The sequence below is a fragment of the Streptomyces sp. NPDC048349 genome (assembly GCF_040651925.1).
Lineage (GTDB): Bacteria > Actinomycetota > Actinomycetes > Streptomycetales > Streptomycetaceae > Streptomyces.
In genome coordinates this window covers 168,276-190,997 of sequence record NZ_JBEZLA010000003.1, presented here as the reverse complement: position 1 = coordinate 190,997, position 22,722 = coordinate 168,276, and the positions used below count along the sequence as shown (strand labels likewise).

General features: G+C 73.3%; 24 protein-coding genes. 10 read left to right on the top strand and 14 right to left on the bottom strand.

Going from position 1 to position 22,722, the window contains the following annotated elements; all coding sequences use genetic code 11:
* Positions 1 to 72 precede the first annotated feature (72 nt).
* The 4 genes from AB0D44_RS03805 to AB0D44_RS03790 are packed head-to-tail and all read right to left on the bottom strand — an operon-like array spanning position 73 to position 4,278.
* Positions 73 to 1,293, bottom strand: coding sequence for an amidohydrolase family protein (locus AB0D44_RS03805; protein ID WP_362583823.1), 1,221 nt, complete (start codon positions 1,291 to 1,293; stop codon positions 73 to 75).
* On the bottom strand, positions 1,290 to 2,582 hold the full coding sequence (locus tag AB0D44_RS03800) for an amidohydrolase family protein (RefSeq protein ID WP_362583820.1): 1,293 nt from the start codon (positions 2,580 to 2,582) through the stop codon (positions 1,290 to 1,292). Before AB0D44_RS03800 ends, AB0D44_RS03805 begins: the two co-directional genes overlap by 4 nt.
* 12 nt (positions 2,583 to 2,594) lie before the next feature.
* Positions 2,595 to 3,479, bottom strand: a complete 885-nt coding sequence (locus AB0D44_RS03795) for an SDR family NAD(P)-dependent oxidoreductase (RefSeq protein WP_362583817.1) — start codon at positions 3,477 to 3,479, stop codon at positions 2,595 to 2,597.
* Position 3,480: 1 nt separating this feature from the next.
* Complete coding sequence (locus AB0D44_RS03790; protein ID WP_362583814.1) at positions 3,481 to 4,278, bottom strand: acetoacetate decarboxylase family protein; 798 nt, start codon at positions 4,276 to 4,278, stop codon at positions 3,481 to 3,483.
* A gap of 125 nt (positions 4,279 to 4,403) precedes the next feature.
* On the opposite strand from AB0D44_RS03790, the gene AB0D44_RS03785 reads away from it, so the two are divergent.
* From AB0D44_RS03785 to AB0D44_RS03760, 6 genes are all read left to right on the top strand, one after another.
* A complete protein-coding gene (locus AB0D44_RS03785) occupies positions 4,404 to 5,078 on the top strand; it encodes a TetR family transcriptional regulator (protein WP_362583811.1) in 675 nt (224 codons plus the stop codon).
* Between the two features lie 152 nt (positions 5,079 to 5,230).
* A complete protein-coding gene (locus AB0D44_RS03780; protein WP_362583808.1) occupies positions 5,231 to 7,828 on the top strand; it encodes an MXAN_6230/SCO0854 family RING domain-containing protein in 2,598 nt (865 codons plus the stop codon).
* Between the two features lie 42 nt (positions 7,829 to 7,870).
* Positions 7,871 to 8,860 carry a DEDDh family exonuclease gene (locus AB0D44_RS03775; protein ID WP_362583957.1) on the top strand — a complete coding sequence of 330 codons (990 nt, stop codon included), beginning with the start codon at positions 7,871 to 7,873 and terminating at the stop codon, positions 8,858 to 8,860.
* An 87-nt stretch (positions 8,861 to 8,947) separates the two neighbouring features.
* Positions 8,948 to 9,181: a hypothetical protein gene (locus AB0D44_RS03770; protein ID WP_069923749.1), complete on the top strand. Its 234-nt coding sequence runs from the start codon at positions 8,948 to 8,950 to the stop codon at positions 9,179 to 9,181.
* A gap of 102 nt (positions 9,182 to 9,283) precedes the next feature.
* A complete protein-coding gene (locus AB0D44_RS03765; protein ID WP_362583805.1) occupies positions 9,284 to 10,078 on the top strand; it encodes an SURF1 family protein in 795 nt (264 codons plus the stop codon).
* 9 nt (positions 10,079 to 10,087) lie between these two features.
* Positions 10,088 to 10,843 carry an SDR family oxidoreductase gene (locus AB0D44_RS03760; protein WP_362583804.1) on the top strand — a complete coding sequence of 252 codons (756 nt, stop codon included), beginning with the start codon at positions 10,088 to 10,090 and terminating at the stop codon, positions 10,841 to 10,843.
* A gap of 16 nt (positions 10,844 to 10,859) precedes the next feature.
* On the opposite strand, the gene amaP is transcribed toward AB0D44_RS03760, so the two are convergent.
* From amaP to AB0D44_RS03720, 8 genes are all read right to left on the bottom strand, one after another.
* Positions 10,860 to 11,414, bottom strand: coding sequence for an alkaline shock response membrane anchor protein AmaP (gene amaP / locus AB0D44_RS03755; RefSeq protein ID WP_362583802.1), 555 nt, complete (start codon positions 11,412 to 11,414; stop codon positions 10,860 to 10,862).
* Positions 11,415 to 11,418: 4 nt separating this feature from the next.
* Entirely contained in the window at positions 11,419 to 11,991 is a 573-nt protein-coding gene (locus AB0D44_RS03750; protein ID WP_362583799.1) for a DUF6286 domain-containing protein, read from the bottom strand.
* Positions 11,988 to 12,377 (bottom strand): hypothetical protein, encoded by a 390-nt coding sequence (locus tag AB0D44_RS03745; protein ID WP_362583796.1) that lies wholly within the window; start codon positions 12,375 to 12,377, stop codon positions 11,988 to 11,990. The genes AB0D44_RS03750 and AB0D44_RS03745 overlap by 4 nt, the downstream gene beginning before the upstream one ends.
* 7 nt (positions 12,378 to 12,384) lie before the next feature.
* Positions 12,385 to 12,570, bottom strand: coding sequence for a hypothetical protein (locus AB0D44_RS03740; RefSeq protein ID WP_328925022.1), 186 nt, complete (start codon positions 12,568 to 12,570; stop codon positions 12,385 to 12,387).
* Between the two features lie 17 nt (positions 12,571 to 12,587).
* A complete protein-coding gene (locus tag AB0D44_RS03735) occupies positions 12,588 to 13,025 on the bottom strand; it encodes an Asp23/Gls24 family envelope stress response protein (protein WP_362583793.1) in 438 nt (145 codons plus the stop codon).
* A gap of 177 nt (positions 13,026 to 13,202) precedes the next feature.
* Entirely contained in the window at positions 13,203 to 13,982 is a 780-nt protein-coding gene (locus tag AB0D44_RS03730; RefSeq protein ID WP_362583790.1) for an enoyl-CoA hydratase/isomerase family protein, read from the bottom strand.
* A gap of 158 nt (positions 13,983 to 14,140) precedes the next feature.
* Entirely contained in the window at positions 14,141 to 14,362 is a 222-nt protein-coding gene (locus tag AB0D44_RS03725) for a helix-turn-helix domain-containing protein (RefSeq protein ID WP_030010789.1), read from the bottom strand.
* A 335-nt stretch (positions 14,363 to 14,697) separates the two neighbouring features.
* Entirely contained in the window at positions 14,698 to 16,296 is a 1,599-nt protein-coding gene (locus AB0D44_RS03720) for an ABC-F family ATP-binding cassette domain-containing protein (RefSeq protein ID WP_362583786.1), read from the bottom strand.
* A 279-nt stretch (positions 16,297 to 16,575) separates the two neighbouring features.
* Between AB0D44_RS03720 and AB0D44_RS03715 the strand changes: the two genes are divergently transcribed.
* Both AB0D44_RS03715 and AB0D44_RS03710 read left to right on the top strand, forming a co-directional pair.
* Positions 16,576 to 17,466 carry a neutral zinc metallopeptidase gene (locus AB0D44_RS03715; RefSeq protein WP_362583784.1) on the top strand — a complete coding sequence of 297 codons (891 nt, stop codon included), beginning with the start codon at positions 16,576 to 16,578 and terminating at the stop codon, positions 17,464 to 17,466.
* A 60-nt stretch (positions 17,467 to 17,526) separates the two neighbouring features.
* The gene (locus AB0D44_RS03710) at positions 17,527 to 17,922 is read left to right on the top strand and encodes a VOC family protein (RefSeq protein ID WP_362583781.1); all 396 of its coding nucleotides are present in this window, start codon (positions 17,527 to 17,529) and stop codon (positions 17,920 to 17,922) included.
* A gap of 77 nt (positions 17,923 to 17,999) precedes the next feature.
* Here the strand turns inward: AB0D44_RS03710 and AB0D44_RS03705 are convergent, their stop codons facing one another.
* Both AB0D44_RS03705 and AB0D44_RS03700 read right to left on the bottom strand, forming a co-directional pair.
* Positions 18,000 to 19,337 carry a hypothetical protein gene (locus AB0D44_RS03705; protein WP_362583954.1) on the bottom strand — a complete coding sequence of 446 codons (1,338 nt, stop codon included), beginning with the start codon at positions 19,335 to 19,337 and terminating at the stop codon, positions 18,000 to 18,002.
* 325 nt (positions 19,338 to 19,662) lie between these two features.
* On the bottom strand, positions 19,663 to 20,793 hold the full coding sequence (locus tag AB0D44_RS03700; protein ID WP_362583778.1) for an alpha/beta fold hydrolase: 1,131 nt from the start codon (positions 20,791 to 20,793) through the stop codon (positions 19,663 to 19,665).
* A gap of 311 nt (positions 20,794 to 21,104) precedes the next feature.
* Between AB0D44_RS03700 and AB0D44_RS03695 the strand changes: the two genes are divergently transcribed.
* Both AB0D44_RS03695 and AB0D44_RS03690 read left to right on the top strand, forming a co-directional pair.
* On the top strand, positions 21,105 to 22,370 hold the full coding sequence (locus AB0D44_RS03695; protein WP_362583775.1) for an inorganic phosphate transporter: 1,266 nt from the start codon (positions 21,105 to 21,107) through the stop codon (positions 22,368 to 22,370).
* 28 nt (positions 22,371 to 22,398) lie between these two features.
* Complete coding sequence (locus tag AB0D44_RS03690; RefSeq protein ID WP_362583772.1) at positions 22,399 to 22,620, top strand: hypothetical protein; 222 nt, start codon at positions 22,399 to 22,401, stop codon at positions 22,618 to 22,620.
* Positions 22,621 to 22,722 lie beyond the last annotated feature (102 nt).

Sequence of the window (22,722 nt, the reverse complement as noted above, 5' to 3'; positions counted from 1 at the left end):
TTGTTACCGATCGGTATCCATCGAGGTTACCGGCGGTACCGGCCGGGCCGTCGATCCGGCCCGGCCGGGGTGTCACCAGACCCGGACCGACCCCCCTCGGGCGAAGGCCGGGCTGGTGGCCTCGGGCGGGACCTCCGTCAGGGGCTCGGCGATTTCCGAGACCCGGGGGCCGCACGTGGCCGCCACCGCGTCCAGGAGCGTGAGGTCGAAGCCGTAGACGCGGGCCGCGTTGCCGCCGACCATCGCGGCGACCTCGTCCTGCGGCAGGCCCGCGTAGGCGATGCGCAGGCCCTCGCGGGAGAACGGGGTCGTGCCCTCGTCGTGGGGGTAGTCGCTGCCCCACATGATCTTGTCGAGGCCGATCCGCTCCCGCAGCGGGACCTCGTGGGGGCGCATGAAGCTCGCCCCCACGAAACAGCTGTCGCGCCAGACCTCGCTCGGCCCCTTGCCCATCGCCTCGGCCAGGCCCGCCCCGAACTTCGACTCGGCCGTGGCCGTGGCCGCGACCAGCCGGCCGTGGTAGTAGTCCAGCATCTCCAGCACGCCCGGTATCCAGCCGGAACCCTGCTCCGTCAGGACCAGCTTGAGGCCCGGGTGGCGGGTGAAGGCGCCGCCGAAGACGAGGTGCCACAGGGCGCGGTGCGAGAACCAGGTGGTTTCGACCATGAAGACCGCCCGGGCCGCGGGTTCGTCCCCGAGCGGAGGCGAGGCCGAGCCGCCGTGGTGGTTGACCGGCACGTCCAGCTCGGCGCACACCGCCCAGATCGGGTCGTACGCGGCCGAGTAGAGCTCCGGGACGGTGGAGCCGGGCGGGACGCCGGGCAGCAGGATGCCGCCCGTCAGGCCCGCCTCCTTCGTGCGGCGGATCTCCTTCACGGCCGCGTCCACGTCGTTGAGGAGGATCTGGACCACGCCCGCGCGGCGGCCGGGGGCGTCCGCGCAGAAGTCCGCCAGCCAGCGGTTGTGGGCCTGGAGCCCGGCCCAGCGCATCGCGTACTCCGCGGCCGTCGGCGGCTGGGCCATCAGCGAGGCCTTGGGGAAGAACGGCGGAATGGTGTTGGGGAAGACGACTTCCGCGACGATGCCGTCCGCTTCGAGCTCGGCCAGCCGGCGCGCCGAGTTCCAGTTCCGGTCCGCCGTGTCGGCGAGCAGGTCCTCGTACGGGTTCACGTACGTGGCGGCCCAGGCGTCGAAGTCGTCGTGGTACCGCTTCTCCAGGTACGGCTTGTAGTCCAAGAGGTCGGCGCCCGCGTGGCAGTCCGCCGAGATGACGGTGTAGCGGTCCTGCGTCACGGCGACACCCCCAGGGCGGGGAAGTCGTTCCCGGTCAGCCAGTGCCGGCCCACCTCGCGCGAGCGGGCCCAGGAGGCCTCCACCGCCGTCTGGTCCGGGGACTGGCCCAGCTCCGCCGGGGTGGGGCCGATCCGGCGGGCCAAGGGGGCCAGCTTGCGGGTGTCGAAGCCGAAGACCTCGGCCGCGGCCAGGCCCAGCATCCGGCGGGTCTCCGCCACCGGGATGTCGTGGAAGGTCTTGCGCAGCCAGCTGCGGGTGTCGGGCCAGGTGCCCTCGGGGTGCGGGAAGTCCGATCCCCACAGGATGTTGTCCACGCCGATCTCGTAGCGCTGGGCCAGCTCCCGGCGTTTCGTGTTCGTCGCGCAGATGAAGACCTGGCGGTCGAGGTACTCACTGGGCGGGCGCTTGAGCTCCGCGAACGGGGAGAGCTTCTTGCCGCCGTGGGCGCCGAGGTAGAGGCGGTCCATGAACCAGAGCTGGTTCGGCAGCCACCAGCAGCCCGACTCGGCCACGCCGAACTTCAGGCCCGGGTGCCGCTCGAAGACCCCGGACCAGAGCAGGAACCACAGCGGCCGGGCGGGCCACCACGTGACCTCGGAGACGTAGATGCCCAGGTGGTCGCCGTACTCATGGCGGGGCGCGGCCCCGGAGTGGGTCACGATCGGCATCGCGGTCTCGGCGGCGGCCGCCCAGACCGGGTCGTAGCGGCGGTCGTGGTAGGGCGCCTTGTCCACCCACATGGACGGGATCATCAGCGCGCCCAGCCCGGAGTCCTTGGCCCGGTGGATCTCGGCGACGACCCGGTCCGGCTCCCCGGTGATGGGCAGCAGGGCCACACCGCAGTGCCGCTCGGGGTTCTGCGACACGAACTCGGCGAGCCAGCGGTTGTGGGCCTGCGCCCCCGCCATGCCCAGTTCCGGGTCCTGGTCGCCGGAGAGGCCCAGGCCCACCCCGAAGGGAGCCGCGGTCTGGCTGTCGACGGCGTCCGCGTCGGGGAAGACGACCTCGGCGGCCACGCCGTCTCCGTCGAGTTCCTTCAGGCGCTGACCGGCGTCCCAGCCGCCCTTGAGGCCTTCCTCGTGGTCGTGGAACCACTTCTCGGCGAAGGCCTCGTTGCGCACGCCCAGCCGGGTGGCCTCCGCGCGCCGGGCGTCGCGCTGGCCGAGGAACTCGTCGAACTGGGGGTGGAAACGGGAGTCCAGGTAGGGGCGGTACCGCTCGGTGGGCAGGCCCGCGTGGCAGTCGGAGGAGATGATCAGGTACGGGTCTTCGTACGGGGTGTCACTCACGGCAGACGCTCCTCAGTCGAGGATGAAGCTCTCCAGGTAGGCGGGGTTGGCGCGGTCGAGCATCGACTGCGACCGGGCGCGGATCTGCCGGTCGCTGTGCTCGCTCGCCGGGAGCATCCAGAAGCGGTCGGCGCGGATGCCGTCGACGACGTGCTCGGCGACCTCCTCGACCGGGGTGAAGTCCACCTCGCGGCCGGCCTGCTTCATCGCAGCCTCGTACTGGTCGAGGCTGCGGTAGGGGGTCTTGCGCGGGCGCTCCTTCGCGTACCGGGCGGGCCGGTTGCGGTGCGACTCCCACAGTCCGGTGCGCAGCATGTGCGGGCCGGGGAACAGGACGGAGGCGCCGACGGCCGCGCCCTCCGCCTTGAGGTGGGCGTACAGGGACTCGGTCATGGTGACCACGGCCGCCTTGGTGACGGCGTAGACGGAGGCGGTGGGCAGGGGCGCGATGCCGCCGTCGCCGGAGGAGGTGTTGACGACGTGGCCGGGGGCGCCGCCTTCGATCATGCGGGGGACGAAGGCCTGGATGCCGTGGAAGACGCCCCACACGTTGACGGAGAAGGCCCACTTCCAGTCGTTGGGCTCGTGCTCCCACATCCGGCCTTCGGCGCCCGAGCCGACGCCCGCGTTGTTGCAGAGCACGTGGACCGCGCCGAACGCCTCGTACGCGGCGTCGGCGAGGGAGAGCACGCTGTCGCGGTCGCTGACGTCGACGGCCCTGGCGAGCACCTGGGCCCCGTCCGCGCCGAGGTCGTCGGCGGCCTTGCGCAGGGCGCCTTCCTCCACGTCGGCGAGGACGACCTTCAGTCCTTCGGCGGCGAAGCGGCGGGCCATGGCCAGACCGATGCCACTGGCGGCGCCGGTGACGACGGCCACCTGTCCCGGTTCGAGTCGCACGTCACACACTCCCCTCGGGCGGCCCGTCCAGGATCTGCATCGGGTCGTCGTAGCGCTGGTGGAGGTACGGCAGGAGGGCCTGGGCGCTGACCCGCTCGACGACCCGGCCCTTCTGGTCGGTGGTCTTCTCGCCGATGGTGATCTCCACGATCCTGCGGACGGGAAGGTCGGCGACCGGATCGAACATGGACTCGCGCAGGACCACGTCACCGGTGATGTGCTCCAGCTTGCGGACCTTCTCGTTGCGGGTGCAGTGCACGAGCACCGGGTCGGCATCGAAGCCCGAACCGTCCACCGCGGGCAGGAACTTGAAGTAGAAGTCGGTCTTCTGGGCCGGTTCGGGCAGCGGCAGGTCGCGGTCGACCGCCCCGCGGACCTCGACGAAGGCGATGCCGTGCCGGGCGAGGCAGGCCCGTACGACCAGGCCCTCGCGCTCGACGGTGACCTCGCCCAGCTTCTTCGGCTCGCCGAACACCTCGCGGCCGCCGATCAGGGCGCGCTCGTGGGTCATCGGCATGACCAGCGGGTACCACCCCTCGACCCCGCCGTGCCGGGCGGCGACGGCCACCGAGCCGGCGCCCAGGGGGTAGCCGGGGAGGTCGACCTCGCTGATGTTGGCCCGTACGAGCGGCCGGTCGGCCGGCTTGAGCGGCGGGGGCAGGACCGCCGCCACCACGTCCGGGTCGCTCTCCCAGACGGCCACCACACCGGTGGACCAGATGTCGGGGAGCTTGGAACTCTTCTCGCGCGACGCCGCGATCTCCGCCTCGGTCCGCGCTCCGTACCGTACGCGTGCCATGTGTCGCACCATCCCTCGTCTCGGAGGCAGTCGGTTCTGTAACACAGTTACACCGGCGGCGATGAAGGGTAAAGACCCCTGCACGCACCAGAACTGACGGATCGACAGACAGGTGGGCCGACTCCATGGCCAGAAGCACGCTGACCCGTGACGAGGTGCTGGACGCGGCCGCGTCCCTGGTCAAGCAGCACGGCCCGGCCGCCCTCACCATGCGCAAGCTGGCCGCCGAGCTGGGTACCGCGGTCACCTCCATCTACTGGCACGTCGGCAACCGCGAGTCCCTGCTCGACGCCCTCGTACAGCGGACGGTGGAGGAGATGGGCGCGATCCTCCCCCAGGCCCCGACCGGGGGAACCCCCCTCGCCGGCCGCACGCCCGCCGACCGCATCCTGTCGGTGGCCCGGACCCTGCGCCGCGAACTGCGCGAGCGCCCGCACCTGATCGCGATGGTCCACGAACGCGGGCTCACCGAGCGGATGTTCCTGCCCGCGCAGCAGGCCCTGGTGCACGAGGTGCACGCCGCGGGCCTGCGCGGCGCCCGGGCCGCCGACGCGGTGCGCGCGATCCAGTTCCAGATCGTCGGCTTCCTCCTCGTCGAACGCAACCGTGAGCGCGCCCCGGCCCAGTCCCCCGCCGAGAGCGAACTCTGGGACCCGGCCGCCGCGCCCCACGACCCGGCGCTCGCCCGCGCGCTCGCCCGGCCCGCCGATCCGGAGCGACTCTTCCTGCTGTCCGTACGGGCCCTGGTGACGGCCCTGTTGGCGCCGCCCGCGTCGGCGGCCCCGGGGGCGGGCCGGTAAATCGGTTGGCGCCCGCCGTGCGCCGTGGTTGTATCTGCCGCGCGGGGGCGGCTCCGCGACGTGCTTCCTTCTCACTCCTCCACTGACGACGCAGCGCGTCCCCTCTCCGCCCCCGCCCCGTCCTTCTCCCCGGTTCCGGAGGAATCCCCCCTTTGCCCGAGCTGTCGACCGTCCTGCTGCGCCGTCTCCACACCGTGTACGTCGACCAGGCCGGGCCGCGCCCCGGCGACCCCTCCACGGCGCAGGGCCTGATCGCCCTGGAGGCCGAACTCCTCGACCGGGGCTTCGCCCTGACGGCTCCGCTGCGCTCCGCACTCGCCTGGCTCGGCCCGGCCGGGCTCGCCGACGCCGGGACCTCGCTCGTCCGGGACATCGACGTCCTGCTGGGCGCGGACCGCACCCACATGCCGCTGTTCCGCACCTTCCCGGCCTCCGTGCCCGACGACACCCACGGCCTCTGGCTCGACCGGGTCTTCGCCCTGCTGCTGCAGTGGCCCGCCCAGCCGTGCGTGCTGTGCGCGAGCGTCGGCAGCGTCCACCCCGTCTCGCCCTGTGCCCATCTGGTCTGCCGGACCTGCTGGGACGGCGCCGTCTACACGGGCTGCCCGATCTGCCACCGCCGGATCGACCTCGCCGACCCGTTCCTGGACCCGGCCGCCGAGCGGCCCGGCCGGCCCGCCCCCGCCGATTCCGGGGGCCCGCTGCGGCTGCTGAGCCTGGGCACCGACCGCGCGGCCGACTCCGTCGCCGCCCTCGGCCGGCTGCTCGCCCGCCGGACCCCGCTGTCGGCCCAGGACACCGAGGAGGCCCGGGTGCTCCTCGCCACCGCGCCGCCCGGCCTGGACTGGCTGCCGGACGCCATCCCGGTGCGGGAGACCAAGGCCGTGGTGCTCGGCACCCTGCTGCGCGAACGCCGCACCCGGGAGACCGTACGGGCCCTGCTGCCGCGGTGGCTGACCACCGCGACCGACGTCCTGCGGCTGCTGGCCGTCTGGTCCGGCGGCGGCGCCGACCTGCTGGCACCGCCGCGGATGCGCTCCCTGCCGCGCCCGTTGCGCCGCGAACTGCTCGCCCTGCTCGACGGACTGGACCCCGCGCTGCTCGTCGAGGACGTCCTGCGCCACCCCGACCTCTGGAAGCGCGTCGGCGAAATCCTGCACCCCTTCGAGCAGTACGGGCGCCACCCGAGGGCCGCGCTCGCGTTCGCCGTGCTGCGCGAGACCGATGTCCGGGGCACCGAGCTGGGCGCCGCGCTGCTGGCCACCGCCGCCGAACACCCCGGGGCCGTACGGGTCGACGGGGCCCGCGTCAGGGCCGCCACCTGGACCGGGCGCGCCGAGGAGGCCCTGCGCGGCGCGGACCCCGACCGGGCCCTCGCCGTGCTCGCGGAGCGGCCCGGGGAACTCGTACGGCGCCTCGACCACCTGCTGCGCCGGTACGCGGCCGACGCGCTGCCCGAGCAGGTGGCGACGGTGCTGGCGCAGCGGCTGCCCAAGGCGGGGCCCGGGCCGGTGCTGTCCGCGCTGGGGCGGCTGCGGATCCGCCATCTGCCCGGCACCCGGCGGGTGTTCTTCCCCCGCGGCGAGGTCGCACACTCCTACACCGTCGACGACACCCGGGCCCCGCTCGCCGAGCCGGTGACCCGTGCGGTGACCGGGCTGTTCGAACGGGAGGTGCTGCGCCGGCTGGCCGCGGCCGAGCCCTACGACGTGGCGGTCCTCGACTCGCGCCTGGCGCACCTGCACGTGCCGTCCGCGGAGAGGGCTGCGGCCAAGGCCCTGGTCACCGTCCCCAAGGGCAGTTTCCAGGCGCTTCCGGACGGCGAGGTGCTGCGGATGTTCCTGCACTGGACGCAGCCGCCGAAGAAGACCGTGGACCTCGACCTGTCGGTGGTGCTCTTCGACGCCGACTGGAACTACGCGGGCCTGTGCGACTACACCAGCCTCGTGTACGCCGGGCGGGCCGTCGTCCACTCCGGGGACCTCACCTCCGCCCCCGCGCCCGCCGGGGCCAGCGAGTACGTGGACATCGACCTCGACGCCCTCGCCGACACCGGGGTGCGCTTCGCCATGCCCGTCGTCTTCAGTTACAACAACATCCCCTTCGAGCTGCTGCCCGACGCCTTCGCCGGCTTCATGGCCCTGCCCAGCCGCTCCGGCCGCACCGCGCGCTACGACCCGCGGACCGTACGCCAGCGCTACGACCTGGTCGGCAACTCCCGGATCCACGTGCCGCTCCTCGTCGACCTGGAGCGGCGCGGCTTCCTGTGGACCGACGTGCACCTGCCGGACGACGAGGGCTACCACAGCGTGTACGCGCACCAGGAGGACCTGGCCCGGATCGGCCGCGACCTCTTCCAGTACTTCTCCACCGGCCGCACCACCCTGTGGGAGCTGGCGGGCTGGCACGCGGCCGCGCGCTGCGGCGAGGTGGTCGTCCTGCGGCGCACGCCCCGGCCGAGCGACCCCGACGAGCTGTGGACCTACCGGCGCCGGGCGGACGAGGACGTCCCGGCCTTCGCCGCGCGGCTCCTCGAACTGGACGAACCGGACACCGTGCTGCCCTCGCGGGACGTGGAGTCGCTCGCGGGCGAGGCGGCCTCGGGGAGGTCGGCCCTGCTCGCGCTGGTGGACGGCGACGTGGCACCGGCCGGTGCGCGCGGGTCCGTATACCGGCTGCTGCCGGGGCCCGTTGACGGCTGCGGGCTCGAACAGCTGGCCGCCGCGGACCTCGTCGCCGCCCTGGGCTGATCCCCGGCGGGACCGCGGTGTCAGTCCGTGCCGATATCCTCTGTGACCATGCTCGACGACCGTACGACCGCAGAGACGATCTGGCCGACCGCGTACCCACAGGGGTACGCGGTCGTCGACGTGGAGACCACCGGGCTCGCTCGCGACGACCGGATAGTCTCCGCAGCCGTCTACCGGCTCGACGCGCAGGGCAACGTGGAGGACCACTGGTACACGCTGGTCAACCCGCAGCGCGACCCCGGGCCGGTGTGGATCCACGGCCTCACCAGCGACGTGCTCTCCGGCGCGCCCCTCTTCAAGGACATCGCCGAGGAGTTCGCGGGCCGGCTCGCGGACCGGGTGCTGGTCGCGCACAACGCCATCTTCGACTGGCAGATGATCGCCCGGGAGTACGCGCGGGCCGCCGAGACCGCGCCGGTCCGTCAGCGGCTGTGCACCATCGCCCTGTCGAAGGAGCTGAACCTCCCGCTGCCCAACCACAAGCTGGAATCGCTCGCCGCGCACTTCGGCGTGGTCCAGCAGCGCGCGCACCACGCGCTCGACGACGCCCGGGTGCTGGCGGAGGCGTTCCGCCCGTCACTGCACGCGGCTGCGCGGGACGGCGTACGGCTTCCCCTGCTGGAATGCCGCCCGCTGACGGAATGGTCGGACTCCCCCGCCACCCCGCGGGTGGGCTACCAGGCGTCCTACCGGGGCAGCAGCTGGCGGCCCTCGCGCAAGCGGCCGCCGTGCCCGTACCCGAACCCGGGGCGCTACGAGGACGGCGAGCCGTTGAAGCAGGGCATGCGGATCGCGTTCTCCGGCGACACCTCCGTGGACCGGGAGCTGCTGGAGGACCGGGCTGTCGAGGCGGGCCTGCACATCGCGACGAGCGTGTCGCGGCTCACCAGCCTGCTGGTGACGAACGACCCCGACTCGGCGACCTCCAAGACGGTCAAGGCGAAGTCCTTCGGCACGCCGGTCGTCGACGAGGCCGCCTTCACCCAGCTGCTGCGGGACGTGGCGCCGGCGCAGGACCGCGCCGCGGACTGAGCCAGGATTGCGCCGGGTGGGTGCAGGCGCGGCGACTCACCCCGGTGGATCTTGTTCCGGTCGGCCGTCGTGCGGAGCATGCGGCGCATGGCACGTTGTGAGGTCTGCGGAAACGATTACGGCATGTCGTTCGAGGTGCACGCGCAGGGCGCCGTGCACGTCTTCGACTGCTTCTCCTGCGCCATTCACCGCATGGCGCCCATCTGCGAGCACTGCCGGGTCCAGATCATCGGTCAGGGCGTCGACGTCGAAGGGCAGTGGTTCTGCGGGGCGCACTGCGCCCGCGCGGAAGGAAAGGTGGGCGTCAAGGACCACGTCTGACACCGCGTCCCCACCCTTCCGGCCCGCGCACCCCGGACCCCCTCGCCCCGGACGGCCACCCGGCCGTCCGGGGCCGACCCCGCTGGGGGTACCGTCGAGGGCGTGTACCGCTTTGTGCTGACCCGGCAGTGGGTGTGCCTGACCCTCGTCGCCCTCGTCCTCATCCCCGTGATGATCAAGCTGGGGTTCTGGCAGTTCCACCGCCATGAGCACCGGGTCGCGCAGAACCGTCTCATCGAGGCGAACCTGCGGGCGGAGCCGGTCCCCGTGACCGAGGTCACCTCGCCCGGCCACCGGGTCCCCCGCGCGGACTTCTGGCGGGCGGTCACCGCCACCGGCACGTACGACACCGCCCACGAGGTGGTCGTCCGGATGCGGACCGACAACGACGACAAGGTCGGCTTCCACGTCCTGACCCCGCTCGTCCTCGGCGACGGCCGCGTGGTCCTCGTCAACCGCGGCTGGGTGCCGGGCGGCGACGACCCGCGCGCCTACCCCCCGGTGCCGGCCGCACCCTCCGGCGAGGTCACGGTCACCGGCCGGCTCAAGGCCGACGAGACCAGCGGCGGAAGCGGCATCAAGGACCGCAAGGGCCTGCCGGACCGCCAGGTGATGCTCATCAACAGCGCCCGGCAGGCGGAGTACCTGGGCAGGCCCGTGCTCGGCGGCTACCTGGAACTCACGGCTCCGGTCCCGGCCGACGGCAGCCCCCAGCCCGTCGCCGATCCCGACCACGACTCGATCGGCGCCCACATGGCGTACGCGGTCCAGTGGTGGCTGTTCGCGTCGGCGGTCCCGGTGGGCTGGGTGGTCCTCGTACGGCGCGAGAAGCGCGAGCGCGAGGAGCGGGCGGCGGGATCGGGATCCGGCGCCGAGCGGGAGCCCGCGACGGCGTAGCGTGTCGGCATGGATCTTGGACTGAAGGACCGTGTCTACATCGTCACCGGGGCCACGCGCGGCCTCGGCCTGGCAGCCGCCCGGGAACTGACCGCCGACGGCGCGCGGGTCGTCGTGACGGGCCGGGACGGGGAGCGGGCGGCCGAGGCCGCCGCCGCACTCGGCCCCCACGCCGTCGGTGTGGCGGCCGACAACTCCGATCCCGCCGCGGCCGGACGGCTCATCGCGACCGCGCACGAGCACTTCGGACGCCTCGACGGCATCCTCATCAGCGTCGGCGGCCCGGCCCCGGGCTCCGCCCTGGACAACACCGACGAGCAGTGGACGGCCGCCTTCGAGTCGGTCTTCCTGGGCGCGGTCCGCCTCGCCCGGGCGGCCGCCGCCGAGCTGGGCGAGGGCGGGGTCATCGGCTTCGTCCTGTCGGGCTCGGTCCACGAGCCGATCCCCGGCCTGACCATCTCCAACGGCCTGCGCCCGGGCCTGGCCGGCTTCGCGAAGTCCCTCTCGGTGGAACTCGGCCCGCGCGGGATCCGGGTCGTCGGCCTGCTCCCGGCCCGGATCGACACCGACCGGGTGCGGGAACTCGACGCGCTGTCCGGGGACGCCGCGGCGGCCCGGGCCGGCCACGAGTCCCGCATCCCGCTGCGGCGGTACGGCGCCCCGGAGGAGTTCGGCCGCACCGCGGCGTTCCTGCTCTCCCCGGCGGCCTCGTACCTGACGGGCATCATGCTCCCGGTCGACGGCGGCTCCCGGCACGGCTTCTGACCCGCTGTCCGCCGCCCTACGTGACGCGCTGCGCCTTGTGGGGCGCCACCTTCAGGCGGGCCTGCGCCGTCAGTCCGGCGAGGCCCGCCGAGGTGCGGGCGCGGGTCAGGACCGGGCCCGCGAGCGCGGCCAGGACGTCGGCCGGGACGGCGTGGGGTTCCAGTTCCAGCGAGATGCGCAGGGCGGGCGACCCTCGCCTGCCGCGCAGCGCGACCCGGCAGCGGGCGACCCCGTCCACGGCGCCCGCGTCCGCCGTGACCGCTTCCTCCAGGGCGCGCCCCCGCAGCAGCGCGAACGCCCCGTCCCCGGTGTCCACCTCCACCGCCCGCAGGCGCGAGCGCCTCAGCTGGGCCAGCAGCCACCACAGTGACAGCAGCACGCACAGCCCGAGGCCGGCGGCGACCGCCCACCACCAGCCATCGGCCTGCCCGTACCGGCGCCGGACCTCGTCGGTCAGCAACGGCGCGTGGCGGCCGCCGAGCGGCCAGGACGCCGCGAGCACCGAGCCCCCGGCCGCCAGCAGGACCAGGCCCGTCGCGGCCAGCAGGATCCGGTTCACCACCCCGAGCATTCCGTCACCTCCTGACCCGGACGCGCGGGTGCGGCGGGTGCGCGAGGCCGAGTTCCCCGATGCCCACGGCGAGCACCGCGTCCAGGTCCTCGCGTACGTCGTCCAGTTCCCGGAAGTGCGAGGTGGCCCGCACCCCGATGTGGGAGCGGCCGACCTTGACCCGGACCGACCGCACCCCGGACACCTCCATGGCCCGGTCGCGCAGTACCCGCGCGGCGTCCCTGCGTCCGAGGCCGGCCCGCAGCCCGGCCGCCGTGGCCCCGGTTCCCTCCCCCTCGGCGTCGGGCGTCCGCATCGGGAGGACCCCGCGGAGTCCCGGGGCGAACGCCAGGAACAGGAGCACCGCCCCCGCGACGGCGAGGACCCCGCCGCCCACGAGGACGCCCAGGTCCGCCGGGGTGTGCCGGTCCAGCTGCCGGGCGAGCTCGCGGCGCCAGGCCATGCCGGGGCGGTGGGTCCGTACGGCGGCCAGGTCGTACAGGAACAGCCCCGCCGCCCCCAGGAGCACGAGCGCGGTGAGCGCGGCCGGCACGCGGCGGGCGGAGCGGAACCTGCGGGGTCGGGGGGCGGCCGTCACCGCAGCCGCCGGTCCCGCCCGGCGGCGGGCCGGGCGTACGTCGCGTGCAGGTGCTCGATGTCGATGTCCACCTCGGGTACGGACATCTGCGCGCACTCCTCGATCCGGAGGGCGACCTGACGGCGTACGGCCGCGCACTGGGCGGCGAGGTCGGAGGGGTAGTCCAGCTCCAGGCTGACCCGGACCCGGGCGATGTCGTGGTGCACGGTGACGGTGGCGTGCGCAGCCGCCGCCCGGTCCGGCGGCGCGGGGAGCGCCTCACGGGCGGCCTGGGCGGCGATCTTGGCGATGACCCGGTCGGCGATACGGGTGGCCCCCCGGTCGGCGGGTACCACCCGGGGCGGGGTCGCACGGGAGGGGGTCGCACGGGGCGGGGTGCTGCTCATCGGCGCCTCACCCGCGCCGGTCGTCACGGCGCCGGAAGAGGTCCCCGGGTTCCAGGTCCCCGTCGAGGAACCGGCCGGCGACGAAGCCGATGGCGCCGAGGGCCGCCACCAGCAGGAAGGCGCCGAAGCCGCCGAAGTACCCGGCGAACGCCAGGGCCATGCCGGCGAACAGGCCGGCGACCGCCATGCTCATTGCGTGGCTCCTCTCGGCTACTGGAGCCGGGTCTCCGGCTCTTCGTCCGGCTCGTCGGGCAGCTTGACGTCGCTGACCGCGATGTTGACCTCGACGACCTCCAGGCCGGTCATCCGCTCGACGGCCGAGATGACGTTCTCACGGACCACCCGGGCCACGTCCCTGATCGACACGCCGTAGTCGACGACGATCTCCAGGTCGAGGGCGGTCTGCACCTCGCCGACCTCGGCTTTGACGCCCCGGCTGACGGAGGCCTTCGCTCCGCCGGGGACGCGGTCCCGGACGGCGCCGAAGGTACGGGAGAGCCCGCTGCCGCTGCCCATGGCGTGCACGCCGACGACCTCGCGCGCGGCCAGCCCGGCGATCTTCTCGACCACTCCGTCGGCGATGGTGGTGCGGCCCCGGTCGGCGGGGGCCGTGCCGGAGCCCCCGGATGCGGGTGCGGATTCGGTCATCGATCGTCCCTTCACGCGTGCGGACCCACTCCGCACCACGTTAAGCGCGCGACGCCGCTGCCGCGCCGGGACTACGCCGGTCGCCTCAATCAGCGCCCGGTACCGGCCATGTCCCGCCGCGCCGGCGCGCAGGCGCGTCCGGGGGCGGGGCCCCCGGAGCGGCGCCGCGCCCTCGGGTCAGTCCGACAGGCCCGCCAGGTCGCGCAGGCGGCGGGCCTGCGCGGCGCGCTCCGCGGCGCGCTGCTCGTCGAACGACCGCGCCTGCGCGGCGCGCAGCAGTGCCTTGGTCTCGATCACGGCGTCCCGCGGCGGCGCGAGCAGGGCGGTGGCGAGGTCCTGGACGGCGGCGTCGAGTTCGCCGGCCGGGACGACGAGGTTGGCCAGGCCCACCCGCTCCGCCTCCTCGGCGTGCACGAAGCGGCCCGTGGCGCAGATCTCCAGCGCGCGGGCGTAGCCGACCAGCGAGGTCAGCGGCTGGGTGCCGGTCAGGTCGGGCACCAGACCCAGGCTGGTCTCGCGCATGGCGAACTGGACGTCGTCGGCGACCACGCGCAGGTCGCACGCGAGCGCGAGCTGGAAGCCGGCGCCGATCGCGTGCCCCTGCACCGCAGCGACGGAGATGATGTCGGGACGCCGCCACCAGGTGAACGCCTCCTGGTACTCGGCGATCGTGGAGTCGAGCAGTTCGTCCGAACCGCGTGCCAGGTCGAGGAAGGACGGCTCGCCCTCGAAACCCTCGGGGGTGAACGCCTGCCGGTCGAGCCCGGCGGAGAAGGACTGGCCCTCGCCGCGCAGCACGACGACCCGGACGGTGCCCGGCAACGACCTTCCGGCCTCCGCCAAAGCCCGCCAGAGCGCGGGGGATTGGGCGTTTCGCTTGGCCGGATTGGTCAGTGTCACCGTGGCGAGCGTGTCGTCGACGGTGAGTCGTACGCCGTCCTTGTCGAGCAGAGTCATCCGTATGCCTCCGGTGTGCAGTCGGCCGCAAAGCCGGCCTAAGTGACTGCACAGTAACCACCCAGTCGACCGGGTGGTCGACCGGGGGTCACCGAAGGAAACGTCGGACCATGTGGAGCCTGTGGAACGTTCGAGCGTCGGAACCGATGGGCCCAGGGTCAGGCCGTAGCCGCCTTCTTGCCCCGCGTCGCGCCACCGCGACCGCGCAGCGAAACCCCGGACTCACTGAGCATCCGGTGGACGAATCCGTAGGACCGGCCGGTCTCTTCGGCCAGCGCCCGGATACTCGCACCGGAGTCGTACTTCTTCTTCAGGTCTGCCGCGAGCTTGTCGCGCGCGGCGCCGGTTACCCGGCTGCCCTTCTTCAGAGTCTCGGCCACCCGTGCCTCCTCGTGGGAAGTGCGCTCTGGACTTCTCATGATCACCCCTCCCACGCTTCCTGGCCACCCATTCCGCAAGGTCGGTACGACCGCATTTCTCGAGGGGTGGACACCCGAGCAGAACGGAATCTTCTCTTCCGGCGCATGACCTCCGTCACACTCCGCCGCCCTCCTCGGGAATCACCAGGTCAGGGGCGGGACGGGGGCAGAAGAACGGCCCCGGGAGCGCGCTCTGACGAGCGCGGCCGGGGCCGCCGTACGACGCGCGACGGTACGAGACCGTCTCACTCAGATGATGGATCACCCCTGAGCCGAATGATCCATAAGGAATTGGATCAGGCGAGGGCGACCAGGTCCCGGTAGTCCGGGCCCCACAGGTCCTCCACGCCGTCCGGGAGCAGGATGATCCGCTCCGGCTCCAGCGCCTCGACGGCGCCCTCGTCGTGCGTGACGAGGATGACCGCGCCCCTGTACGTGCGCAGGGCGCCCAGGATCTCCTCGCGGCTGGCCGGGTCGAGGTTGTTCGTGGGCTCGTCGAGCAGCAGCACGTTCGCCGAGGAGACGACCAGTGTGGCCAGGGCCAGACGGGTCTTCTCACCGCCGGAGAGCACCCCGGCGGGCTTGTCCACGTCGTCCCCGGAGAAGAGGAAGGAGCCGAGCGTCTTGCGGACGGCGACCAGGTCCAGGTCCGGCGCGGAGGACCGCATGTTCTCCAGGACGGTGCGGTCCGGGTCCAGGGTCTCGTGCTCCTGGGCGTAGTAGCCGAGCTTGAGGCCGTGGCCGGGGGTGACGACGCCCGTGTCGGGCTTCTCCGTGCCCGACAGCAGGCGCAGCAGGGTGGTCTTGCCGGCGCCGTTGAGGCCGAGGATGACGACGCGGGAGCCCTTGTCGATGGCCAGGTCGACGTCGGTGAAGATCTCCAGCGAGCCGTAGGACTTCGACAGGCCCTCGGCGGTCAGCGGGGTCTTGCCGCAGGGCGCCGGGTCCGGGAAGCGCAGCTTGGCGACCTTGTCGGAAACGCGGACCGCTTCCAGGCCGGACAGCAGCCGCTCGGCGCGCTTGGCCATGTTCTGCGCGGCGACGGTCTTGGTGGCCTTGGCGCGCATCTTGTCGGCCTGCGAGTTCAGGGCCGCGGCCTTCTTCTCGGCGTTCTGGCGCTCGCGCTTGCGGCGCTTCTCGTCGGCCTCGCGCTGCTGCTGGTAGAGCTTCCAGCCCATGTTGTAGACGTCGATCTGGGAGCGGTTGGCATCCAGGTAGAAGACCTTGTTGACGACGGTCTCGACCAGGTCGACGTCGTGGGAGATCACCACGAAACCGCCGCGGTAGTTCTTCAGGTAGTCCCGCAGCCAGACGATCGAGTCGGCGTCGAGGTGGTTGGTCGGCTCGTCGAGGAGCAGGGTGTCGGCGTCCGAGAAGAGGATCCGGGCGAGTTCGACACGGCGTCGCTGACCACCGGAGAGGGTGTGCAGCGGCTGGCCCAGGACCCGGTCCGGGAGGCTGAGGGCGGCCGAGATGGTCGCGGCCTCGGACTCGGCGGCGTACCCGCCCTTGGTGAGGAACTCGGTCTCCTGGCGCTCGTACTGCTTGAGCGCCTTCTCGCGGGTGGCGCCGGAGCCGGTGGCGATGCGCTCCTCGTTCATCCGCATCTTCTTGATCAGGACGTCGAGACCGCGGGCGGACAGGATCCGGTCGCGGGCCAGGACCTCGAGGTCACCGGTGCGCGGGTCCTGCGGGAGGTAGCCGACCTCGCCCGAGCGGGTGATGGAACCGGCGGCGGGCTGGCCTTCGCCCGCGAGGCACTTGGTGAGGGTGGTCTTGCCCGCTCCGTTGCGGCCGACCAGGCCGATGCGGTCGCCCTTGGCGATGCGGAAGGAAGCGGACTCGAGGAGGATGCGGGCGCCGGCGCGCAGCTCGATACCGGTGGCGGTGATCACGGAAATGCTCCAGGGCGGTCGGGACGGCGGAAGGGGGGCAGGACGCGATGCTTCGACGCCGCTAATCCGCGAGGAGATTTGCCATGAGAGACATTCTACCGGGGGTGTGCAACTGGTTTCCGGGCCGGTGGGAGCGCCGGCCGCCCTCCTGCACGTCCCCCGTTCGGCTCACGGGGGCGCACCGGCGGGCCGGTGCGCGCATCCGGACGAACGGGTTGATACTCGCCGCAGGGGCGGCCACGCGGCCCCGCTGGTTCCCCGGCTGGAGGGCGGTGCGGCATGCAGTTCGACGACGACGCCGATCTGGACACTTCCGAGGTCAGGGATGTGCGCGGCAGCCGCGTCCCGGGCGGGAGGGCCACGATCGGCGGCGGCATCGTCGGGCTGATCGCGCTGGTCATGGGCCTCCTGTTCGGTGTCGGGCCCGAGGAGCTGGGGCTCTCCTCCGGGGACCCGGAGCCGGCGCCCGCGGCGTCCTCCGTCAGTCAGGTGGAGCAGACCTGCAAGAAGGGGCGGGACGCGAACGAGCGGGAGGACTGCCGGCTGGTCGCGGTGGTCAACAGCACTCAGGACTTCTGGAGGCAGGAGTTCACCCGGCGCGGCGGTACGTACAGCCCCGCGACCACCTTCTTCTTCAAGGACCGCGTGAACACCGCGTGCGGGGCGGCCACCTCGGCGGTCGGGCCCTTCTACTGCCCCGCCGACCGGCGGGTCTACCTGGACCTGGCGTTCTACGACGACCTGCGCACGAAGTTCGGCGCGAGCGGCGGCCCCTTCGCCCAGGCGTACGTCGTCGCCCACGAGTACGGGCACCACATCCAGAACCTGACCGGAACGCTCCAGCGGGCCCAGGACGGGCGGCAGGGCGCGGCCAGCAACGCCGTCAAGGTCGAGCTCCAGGCGGACTGCTACGCCGGAGTGTGGGCGCACCACGCGACGAGGACCCCGGACGAGTCCACCGGCCGGCCGCTGATCACCACGCTCACCGACGCCGACATCACGGACGGGCTGGACGCGGCGGCCGCGGTGGGCGACGACCGGATCCAGGAGAAGATCCAGGGCCGGGTGACCCCGGAGAGCTGGACGCACGGGTCGGCGGAGCAGCGCCAGCAGTGGTTCTACCAGGGCTACCGCACGGGCGACATGGCCCAGTGCAACACCTTCCGCTGACTGTCGGCGGCGCCTGCCATGCTGTGACGTGGGTCACCGTCACGAGAGGGAGTGATCGTCATGGCAGGCGTTCCGTCCATCTGTCCCACGCTGGTCTACCGCGACGCGAAGGCGGCCATCAAGCTGCTGACCGAGGCCTTCGGCTTCAGCCAGGTCGCGGTGTACGAGGGTGAGAACGGCGCGGTGGTGCACGCCGAGCTGGCCTACGGCAACGGCGTGGTGATGCTCGGCAGCAAGGGCACCGGCGGGGTCTTCGACAAGGCCATGGGCGATGCCGGGCCCTCGGGGGTCTACGTCGTGGTCGAGGACGTCGACGCCCACCACCGGCGGGCCGCCGAGCACGGCGCGCAGATCCTGATGGAGCCGACCGACCAGGACTACGGCTCCCGCGACTACATGGCCCGGGACGGCGAGGGCAACATCTGGAGCTTCGGGACGTACGCGCCGCAGGTCTGAGACGCGCACCGGGTACGTCGGTACGTCCCCGCCCCCGCCCCGCTACGCGCGTCACGGGGGCCTACGCGCGTACGGGGCTACGCGCCGCCGGTGTGGACCTGGAAGGCGGCCCGGCGGACCGCCTTGGCCAGGGCCGGGTCGGGGTGGGCCGCCGCGAGCGCGACCAGGACCTGCACGGTGCGCGGATGGCCGACCGCGCGGACCTCGTCCAGCAGCCTGGGGACCGTGGTACGGACGGCCGAGTCCAGGTGGCGGGCCAGCAGGTCGGCCTCGCCGTGGTCGGCGATGGCGGCCGCGGTGTCCACCCAGAGCCAGGTCGACTCCTCGGCGGTGAGCACGTCCTGCGCCTCGTCGGGGTCGACCCCGTCGTGCTCGGCGAGCCAGAGCAGGGCGTAGGGGCGCAGGGCGGGTTCCCGTACGGCGGCGCGCACCTCGGGTTCGGCGGGGGCGCCGACCACGCGCAGCGCCTCGAAGGCGAGGCCGCGCAGCAGGGCGTCCTCGCCGCGGGCGGCGTGCAGGAGCTCGCTGACGGCGTGCCGGACGGGCCGGGCGGCGAGCCAGGCCTGGTACTCGGCGCGGGCCGGGCCCGGGGTGAGCCGGGCACAGCCGTGCAGCATGGCGGCGGCGGACTGCTCGATGTTCCCGGCGGGGCTCTGCGCGGCCACGCAGATCTGCTCCAGCTTGACCCAGACCGCCCAGCTGCCGAGCGGGGTGAGCGCGGCCCGGGCGGGGCCGAGGGTGACGGCGTCCACGGCGGCGAGTCCGCCGAGCGCCCAGCGCAGCAGCCGGGCGAGCGGGACGGGCCGGTTCTCGGCCGGGGCTGCGGCCGGGGCTGCGGCCGGGGCCGCGGGCTCCGCGTCGTAGGGGACCTCGCACCGCTCGTCGCGCAGTTCGGTGACGCGCTGGCCGAGCAGGTCGAGGAGGTCGGGGACGGTCACCGGCCCGGCCGACAGCTGGAGCAGGGACAGGAGTTGGGGCATCGCCTCGACGACCTCGGCGACGGCCGCCGGGGCGATGTCGGCGGGGGCGGGGTGCACGAGGGACCAGGCGTCGAAGAGGGCGACCCAGCCGCGCAGTACGGCGGTGTCGTCGCGGTCCCAGGCGCGCAGGCGCCAGCCGGGACGGGCGTGGCCGCCGTGCACCTCGACGAGGCCGGCGAGCCGCGCACGGTCCCAGCCGACTCTGATCTGGCCGTGCGTCAGGTTCAGTTCCCCGGCGGCGCGTTCGACGTCCTCCGGGCGCAGGGCGCCCGTGGGGGCGGGCCGGCCCCCGTCGCCGGCACCGAGGTTGAGTTCGGCCCAGCGGGTCAGGCGTACGGCGTCGGCGAGCGAGGCCCGGGCGCGGTTCGCGAGGTCGGCCGTGGCGGGTGTGCCCGCCGGGGGCCTCGGAGCGGGCCGGGTCCGCCGGTCCGTCACCGCCTTGCGGGCCGCGGCGACGGAACGCGGCGAGACGAGTCGGAGTCTGGAGTCGCGAGCCAACTGCTCATCAGGCTTTCGGGACGTCACGGAAGCAGTCTCGCCCGTCACTGGCCGAAAGCCCAAACGGAACCAGCCGTTTCCAAGGCCGGCCCGAGGTGCAGACCGGGGCAACTCGCCCGCAGGACTCCTACCGCCACATCCCCTTCACAAGAAGGGCTGCACGACGGGCGGGACGAGAGGCCGCGGGGGGGCGGGCGGGAGGTCGGGCGGGGGCCGGGCGGGGGGGGCCGGACCAAGGCCGGACCGGGGACCGGACGGAGGGTCACATGAGAGGGGTGAGGAAGCGGCGCAGGGCCTCTTCGTACCCGGCCGGATCGGCGTTCCACATCGCGCCGTGGCCGGCCTCGCGCACGGTGTGCAGGGTGACGAGGTCGGGGCGGGCGGCGGCGAGCCGCCGCGAGGGTTCCCAGGGGGCGAGGGTGTCGTCCGGGCCGTGGAAGACGAGGACGGGGACGCGCAGCGAGCCCGGGTCCGCCAGCGGCGGCCGGTGGTCGGCGCGCAGTCCCGCCCGGCTCTCGGCTGCGCGGACCGCGAGCGGCAGCACCGGGGCCGGGGTGTGGCGCGCCGCCACGAGCGCGCGCAGGGTCGCGTGCCAGTCGAGTACGGGAGAGTCCAGCACCAGCCCGGAGATCCGGCCGGCCAGCGCCGAGCGCTCGGCGGCGCGCAGGGCCATGGCGGCGCCGGTGGACCAGCCGTGCAGGATGACGCGGCGGGCGCCGTAGCGCAGGGCGTAGCGGATGGCGGCGTCCAGGTCGCGCCACTCCGATTCGCCGAGGTGGCCGAGGCCGTCCGGGGAGGCGGGGGCGCCGAGGTCGCCGCGGTAGGCCAGGTCCAGCACGGGCAGCCGGTACCGGTGCAGGAAGGGCATGACCACCATCGGGTGCTCCCGGCCGGCGCCGAGCCCGTGCACGGTGATGACCCAGGTGTCGCGGGCCGCGGGCACGAACCAGGCGGGCAGGGCGCCGAGCTCCCCCGGGACGTCGACGTCGGCGTGGTCGAGCCCGAGGGCGGTGCGCGGGTTGCCGAGGTGGACCTGGGGGGTCAGGGCGACCCTGGTGCCGGGGTCGAGGCTGCCGTGGGTGACGGCGAGGAGGCGGCGTACGACGGTGTCCGGGCCGTGTTCGGCGTCGGGGAGCACGGGCCCGACCACGGCGTGCACCCCGGGGGCGTCGAGCCCGTACGTACCGGGCCGCAGGGAGGCCAGCGAGCGGGTCAGGACGACCCGGCCGGCGGCCGTGGAGTGGACGCTCAGGCGCGGGCTGCCGGGCAGCGGGCGCCCGGGCCGGGGCCGCAGGGCCGCGTCGGCGGCGTAGCGGCCGGCCGCTACCGCGGCCACGCCGGCGCCCAGGAGGGTCGTGGTGACGGCCGCTGCCGTCGCTGTGGCGGTACGCACCGCTCCAGTGTCGAGGTGCGGGCTTCGGCGGGCCACCGGAGGAGATCCCTCCGATCGTCCCCGGCGACGAGGTGATCTCGCTCTCTTTCGGCGTCCCGGGCGGGCGGGCCGGCAGGTCACAGGTCCCCCGTGGATGGGTTCGTTCACCCCGCTTTGACGTGCATTTATCGTGACAGCAAGGGCAGAATCGGGACGAATGACCCGATCATGCCCCGGGCGGAGACACCATTACGCCCGCGCCAGTTCACCTTCCGTTCATCCAGGTTGCCTACGTTCGCCGTGCCACTGACGTCAAACAGAAGCCTGGGTAAATGGAGCACATAACGCTTCTCCTCGGGATCGTGATCATCACCGCTCTCGTGTTCGACTTCACGAACGGTTTCCACGACACAGCCAACGCGATGGCCACCACCATCTCGACCGGCGCCCTCAAACCCAAGACGGCGGTGGCCATGTCCGCCGTGCTCAACCTCGTCGGCGCGTTCTTGTCCGTGGAGGTCGCCAAGACGATCTCCAAGGGCCTGGTCAACGAGGAAGGCATCCAGCCAGAGGTGATCTTCGCCGCCTTGGTCGGCGCGATCCTCTGGAACCTCCTCACGTGGCTGGTCGGCCTCCCCTCCAGCTCCTCGCACGCCCTGATGGGCGGCCTGATCGGCGCCGCGGTCGCCTCCGCCGGCCTCGGCGCGGTCAACGGCGACACGCTCGTCACCAAGGTGCTGATCCCGGCGATCGCGGCCCCGCTCGTCGCCGGTGCCGCGGCGATGCTGGCCACGAAGGTCACCTACAAGTTCGGCAACAAGGTCGGCGAGAAGACCTCGGCCAAGGGCTACCGCGCCGGTCAGATCGCCTCGGCCGGACTCGTCTCCCTCGCGCACGGCACCAACGACGCGCAGAAGACGATGGGCATCATCACGCTGGCGCTCATCGCGGGCGGCGCGATCGCGCCCGACGCGAACCCGCCGGTGTGGGTCATCCTCTCCGCCGGTCTCGCGATCGCGCTCGGCACCTACCTGGGCGGCTGGCGCATCATCCGCACCATGGGCAAGGGCCTGACCGACCTGCAGCCGCAGCAGGGCTTCGCCGCCCAGACCTCGGCCGCCACGGTCATCCTGGCCTCGTCCAACCTCGGCTTCTCGCTGTCCACCACCCACTCGTGCTCCGGCGCGGTCATGGGGGCGGGCCTGGGCCGCAAGGGCGGTGTGGTCCGCTGGTCCACCGCGACCCGCATGTTCATCGCGTGGGGTCTGACCCTGCCGGCCGCCGCCCTGGTCTCGGCGGGCGCCGAGCTGGTCATGCGCACCGGTGACGTCGGCATCGCCGCGGTCACGGTCTTCCTGGTCGGCTCCTGCCTCGCCATCTGGCTCGTCTCGCGCCGCCAGGTCGTCGACCACCACAACGTCAACGACGTGCCGGCGGACGGCGGCGAGGAGCCGGGTGTCGTCACCACGGCGATCGCGGCCGTCACCGTCCCGCCGACCGTCGCCGCGGCCGGTACGACCGCCGCCGTGACCGACGAGGACCTCAAGGCCACCATCCCGGCCTCGACCGCGTCTGCGGCTCCGGCCGCGGCGGTCTGACCCCGAGAACGACAGAGGAATCAGCGGTATGAAGATCGACTGGGAAGCACTCGGCTCCGTGTTCGGGGTCAGCCTCTCCGCCACCGTCGCCCTCGTGGCCCTGTTCACCCTCGGCCTGGTGGGCCTGTCCAAGCACGAGGCCGCCACCGAGCAGGGCGGCGCGGCCACCCTGGCCCGCAGCGGCGCGTACGCCTGCTTCGCGCTCTGCGCGGCGGCCGTGGCGTACGGGATCTACCTGATCGTCGTCTGACGCGTCACCTGTGAAGGCTCCCCCCGGGTTTCCCGGGGGGAGCCTTCGCGTACCCCGCCACGGCCTGGCCGCCGCCCCGCCACCGCGCCGCCCGGCCCGGCC